Here is a 5000-nt window from a genome sequence, read left to right as displayed (position 1 = left end):
CTTTCGGTGAGGGGGGTTTTCTCGCCCCCCCTTTATCGTTACTTATGCCTACATTTTCTTTTTCTATCCGCTCCACAATACCTCACAGTACTGCTTCGGCGCAAATAGAATGCTCTCCTACCAGATGTATCTAAAATACAAATCCATAGCTTCGGTAATATGTTTATGCCCGATTATTATCCATGCCGGACCGCTCGACTAGTGAGCTGTTACGCACTCTTTAAATGAATGGCTGCTTCCAAGCCAACATCCTAGCTGTCAATGCAGTCCAACCGCGTTGCTTCAACTTAACATATATTTTGGGACCTTAGCTGTTGGTCTGGGTTCTTTCCCTCTCGGACATGGACCTTAGCACCCATGCCCTCACTGCCGTAGAACATTTATTAGCATTCGGAGTTTGTCAGGAATTGGTAGGCGATGAAACCCCCGCATCCAATCAGTAGCTCTACCTCTAATAAACTTATATACGACGCTGCACCTAAATGCATTTCGGAGAGTACGAGCTATCTCCCAGTTTGATTGGCCTTTCACCCCTACCCACAGGTCATCCGAAGACTTTTCAACGTCAACCGGTTCGGTCCTCCACTCTGTGTTACCAGAGCTTCAACCTGCCCATGGGTAGATCACAAGGTTTCGCGTCTAATCCTACTAACTATACGCCCTATTCAGACTCGCTTTCGCTCCGGCTCCGGTACTTAATACCTTAACCTCGCTAGTAAATTAACTCGTAGGCTCATTATGCAAAAGGCACGCCGTCACAGCTTAATGCTGCTCCGACCGCTTGTAGGCGTACGGTTTCAGGTTCTATTTCACCCTTCTATTCGAAGTGCTTTTCACCTTTCCTTCACAGTACTTGTTCACTATCGGTCTTTCAGGAGTATTTAGCCTTGGAGGATGGTCCCCCCCCATATTCAGACAGGATTTCACGTGTCCCGCCATACTCATTTATCATCTTAATATACCTTTCGAATACCGGGCTATCACCGTCTATGGCCGTTCTTTCCAGAACGTTCTTCTAAATATATAAAGACTTTTGGGCTAATCCGCTTTCGCTCGCCACTACTTACGGAATCTCTTCGATTTCTTTTCCTCCGGGTACTTAGATGTTTCAGTTCTCCGGGTTTGCTCTCCTTGCGGAGTGACATGTCTTCAACATGCCGGGTTGCCCCATTCGGACATCTGCGGATCAATTCGTGTGTGCCAATCCCCGCAGCTTTTCGCAGCTTACCACGTCCTTCGTCGCCTCTGAAAGCCTAGGCATCCGCCATACGCCCTTAACGATTTCTTTCCTAATATTATTATTAGTTCAGTATTTTTTTCTAGATAATTTAAAATTATCAATATTTTTTTGTAAACTTCGCACTCGAAAGTGCTCGGTTATCTCTTTGTGATGTCTTTACCGTTAATGTCAATGATCGTTATGCTATTTCTGATCTAATTCGCAAATATTGTTTTTGGCTCTATCTGCTTATTTAATATTAAACCATCTATATGTGGAGAATAAGGGAGTCGAACCCTTGACCTCCTGCGTGCAAGGCAGGCGCTCTAGCCAGCTGAGCTAATTCCCCTCTAGGTCAAGATTTAAATATTTAATGATTTTATCATTTAAAAATTAAACGCTGCTAATTTTTAAATCTTTAAATTCTTCAATCTTTAAATCCCTTTAATTAGTAGTCTCGGGCAGGCTCGAACTGCCGACCTCTACATTATCAGTGTAGCGCTCTAACCAGCTGAGCTACGAGACTGTCTATTAGACGTAAAGATGATAGACTGATAGATAATAGACTAATTTCTTCGTCTTTCTCTCTCTGCTTTTATCTTCTTTGTCTCTCTCAATCCCTTTACTAATTTCTAGTGGGTTTTTGTATTTTTTTTAATATAAATCAACCAAACAAAAAACTAAAGCTTTACTTTGAATAAGTACTTGTATCTCTCGATACTAATTTTGTTTATCGTCTAAAAGACGCTCTAAAATGAGATGTTCCAGCCGCACCTTCCGGTACGGCTACCTTGTTACGACTTAGCCCTAGTTACCTGTTTTACCCTAGGCAGCTCCTATTACGGTCACCGACTTCAGGTACCCCAGACTTCCATGGCTTGACGGGCGGTGTGTACAAGGCCCGGGAACGTATTCACCGCGCCATGGCTGATGCGCGATTACTAGCGATTCCAGCTTCATAGAGTCGAGTTGCAGACTCCAATCCGAACTGAGACCAGCTTTCGAGATTTGCATCACATCGCTGTGTAGCTGCCCTCTGTACTGGCCATTGTATTACGTGTGTGGCCCAAGGCGTAAGGGCCGTGATGATTTGACGTCATCCCCACCTTCCTCTCTACTTGCGTAGGCAGTCTCACTAGAGTCCCCCAACTTAATGATGGCAACTAGTGACAGGGGTTGCGCTCGTTGCAGGACTTAACCTAACACCTCACGGCACGAGCTGACGACAACCATGCAGCACCTTGAAAAAAATGTCCGAAGAAAAAGTCTATTTCTAAAACCTGTCATTTCCCATTTAAGCCTTGGTAAGGTTCCTCGCGTATCATCGAATTAAAACCACATAATCCACCGCTTGTGCGGGCCCCCGTCAATTCCTTTGAGTTTCAAACTTGCGTTCGTACTCCCCAGGTGGCTAACTTATCACTTTCGCTTAGTCTCTGAAGCCGAAGCCCCAAAAACGAGTTAGCATCGTTTACGGCGTGGACTACCAGGGTATCTAATCCTGTTCGCTCCCCACGCTTTCGTCCATCAGCGTCAGTTGTTGCTTAGTAACCTGCCTTCGCAATTGGTGTTCTAAGTAATATCTATGCATTTCACCGCTACACTACTTATTCCAGCTACTTCAATAACACTCAAGACCTGCAGTATCAATGGCAGTTTCACAGTTAAGCTGTGAGATTTCACCACTGACTTACAGATCCGCCTACGGACCCTTTAAACCCAATAAATCCGGATAACGCTTGCACCCTCCGTATTACCGCGGCTGCTGGCACGGAGTTAGCCGGTGCTTATTCGTATAGTACCTTCAGCTACTCTCACGAGAGTAGGTTTTATCCCTATACAAAAGAAGTTTACAACCCATAGGGCCGTCGTCCTTCACGCGGGATGGCTGGATCAGGCTCTCACCCATTGTCCAATATTCCTCACTGCTGCCTCCCGTAGGAGTCTGGTCCGTGTCTCAGTACCAGTGTGGGGGATCACCCTCTCAGGCCCCCTAAAGATCGCAGACTTGGTGAGCCGTTACCTCACCAACTATCTAATCTTGCGCGTGCCCATCTCTATCCACCGGAGTTTTTCAATATCGAATGATGCCATTCAATATATTATGGGGTATTAATCTTCCTTTTCGAAAGGCTATCCCCCCCAGATAAAGGCAGGTTGCACACGTGTTCCGCACCCGTACGCCGCTCTCTCTGTTCCGAAGAACAAATACCGCTCGGCTTGCATGTGTTAGGCCTCCCGCTAGCGTTCATCCTGAGCCAGGATCAAAACTCTCCATTGTATGTTTGTCTGACTCACTCAAAGTTTTTTTTAACGCTTTAGTTTTTTTCCTTACTTGGTTGTTATATTGTATGTCAATGATCTTTTTCTTCTTTCGCTTTGTAACGAAGCAATCTTTCTGTCAGTGTCGCTCCGTATTTGCGAGTGCAAAAAGTAAAAACTTTATTTTCGTAATGACCAAATGTTTCGAAAGAAAAATTTTTAAAGTTTTTTTAAGTAACCTTAATTCCTCCCTTAACCTCAATCTCTATACTCCTGCGCTCCCTTAATTGGGACTGCAAAGATACTAACTTTATTTTATCTCACAAGTTTTATTTGCTAAAACTTATAAAGCTTTTTTCGATTATATCTTATCAAGTATCATATTGTTTTTGCTTATCCAAAAGCCCTTCTGCGCTTACCGAATCTCTTTCGTTTTTCAGTGGGGCAAAGATAACAACTTATTACCACGCAAAACAAACTTATTTAACTTAAAATTCATATCTGTGTAACATTTTACTTCTAACCCCCTGATACCTTGAGAGAAAAATTTTAAACATTTGTTTGGAGATTACAATGAGAGGGTTGGGGAGTAATGGAATTATGGGGAGATGGGCGTTATGACATACAAATGGGAATAATAAATTTATACATATATACTATAAAGGTAGGTTTTCAGAATCATTTTGAAATAGGTTTGGGCTAAAGCCAAAGGAAAAGGACTTGTTTATTTATTTATTTATTTATTTGAGTGGGCTAAAGCCCACTCAAATAGACCAAGCTTAACATGTATTTATAAGAAGATACTATGATCCTGTACAATATTTTCTAGTTATTATATTGAATAAAATCATTCAATATATATTACATGTCAAGTATTACACATCACGTCAACAAGCATTACTTATTACCTATTACCTATTGCTCGTCATTTATACTTATGTCCCCTACCCTAGCCCCGATGTTCTATGTTAATTTGCAAATTATTTAAGTTAAAATTTTATCTTTTATATAATCAGAATTATAAGGGACTTTGTTTTTAACTACTCCAAAGCATATTCTTAAAAGTTTATTGCATACAGCGATGAGTGCTACTTTTTTAGGTTTTCCTTTAGCTAACAACCTTAAATAAAGTTCTTTACAATGGGGGATTGTGTTTAATCGCCGTCCATGAACACACATACAATAAACTTCGTATATGAGTCTTGGAAGTGCGACATTTTCCAGGAGAATACGATTTTTTTCCAGATTGATATATTCTAGGAGCTAAACCAAAATACTTAACTAATGATTGTGCTGAATTAAAATTTTTAAATCCTGAAGTAGCCGTCATCAATTGTAAAGAGGTTTTTTCTCCAATTCCGGAAACGGACTGTATAAGTTCTTTAGTTTTCTTAAAGTCTTTATCCTGAAGTTGGGGAAGGCGCTTTCTACTTCTTTGATTTCTTTATCCAAATGCTTAAGCTTTCTTTCATAATGCTTCTCAGTATCTGGATTAATTTGTGAATGGTAGCGTAATGCT

General features: G+C 41.5%; 2 protein-coding genes, 2 tRNA genes and 2 rRNA genes (1 of these 6 running past the window's edge). All 6 read right to left on the bottom strand.

From position 1 onward, the window contains the following. Nucleotides 1-1288 (bottom strand): 23S ribosomal RNA (locus QWZ06_RS22965) (it extends 1490 nt beyond the left edge of the window). 206 nt (nucleotides 1289-1494) lie between these two features. After that, nucleotides 1495-1568 (bottom strand) — tRNA-Ala (locus QWZ06_RS22960). A gap of 103 nt (nucleotides 1569-1671) precedes the next feature. Further along, nucleotides 1672-1745: transfer RNA gene (locus QWZ06_RS22955), tRNA-Ile, on the bottom strand. Nucleotides 1746-1971: 226 nt separating this feature from the next. Then, nucleotides 1972-3500, bottom strand: a 16S ribosomal RNA gene (locus tag QWZ06_RS22950). Together the 16S and 23S rRNA genes with 2 tRNA genes alongside form the textbook arrangement of a ribosomal RNA operon. 1116 nt (nucleotides 3501-4616) lie before the next feature. Then, on the bottom strand, nucleotides 4617-4811 hold the full coding sequence (locus QWZ06_RS28025) for a transposase (RefSeq protein ID WP_353960028.1): 195 nt from the start codon (nucleotides 4809-4811) through the stop codon (nucleotides 4617-4619). Then, nucleotides 4811-5000 (bottom strand): hypothetical protein (locus tag QWZ06_RS22945; protein ID WP_290301420.1); only part of this gene is annotated, 190 nt, incomplete at its 5' end. The genes QWZ06_RS22945 and QWZ06_RS28025, both read right to left, overlap by 1 nt.

Source organism: Chryseobacterium tructae (genome assembly GCF_030409875.1).
In the GTDB taxonomy this organism is placed as follows: domain Bacteria; phylum Bacteroidota; class Bacteroidia; order Flavobacteriales; family Weeksellaceae; genus Chryseobacterium; species Chryseobacterium tructae.
The sequence above is the reverse complement of the archived record's forward strand: the minus strand, read 5'-3'. Positions and strand labels throughout refer to the sequence as shown.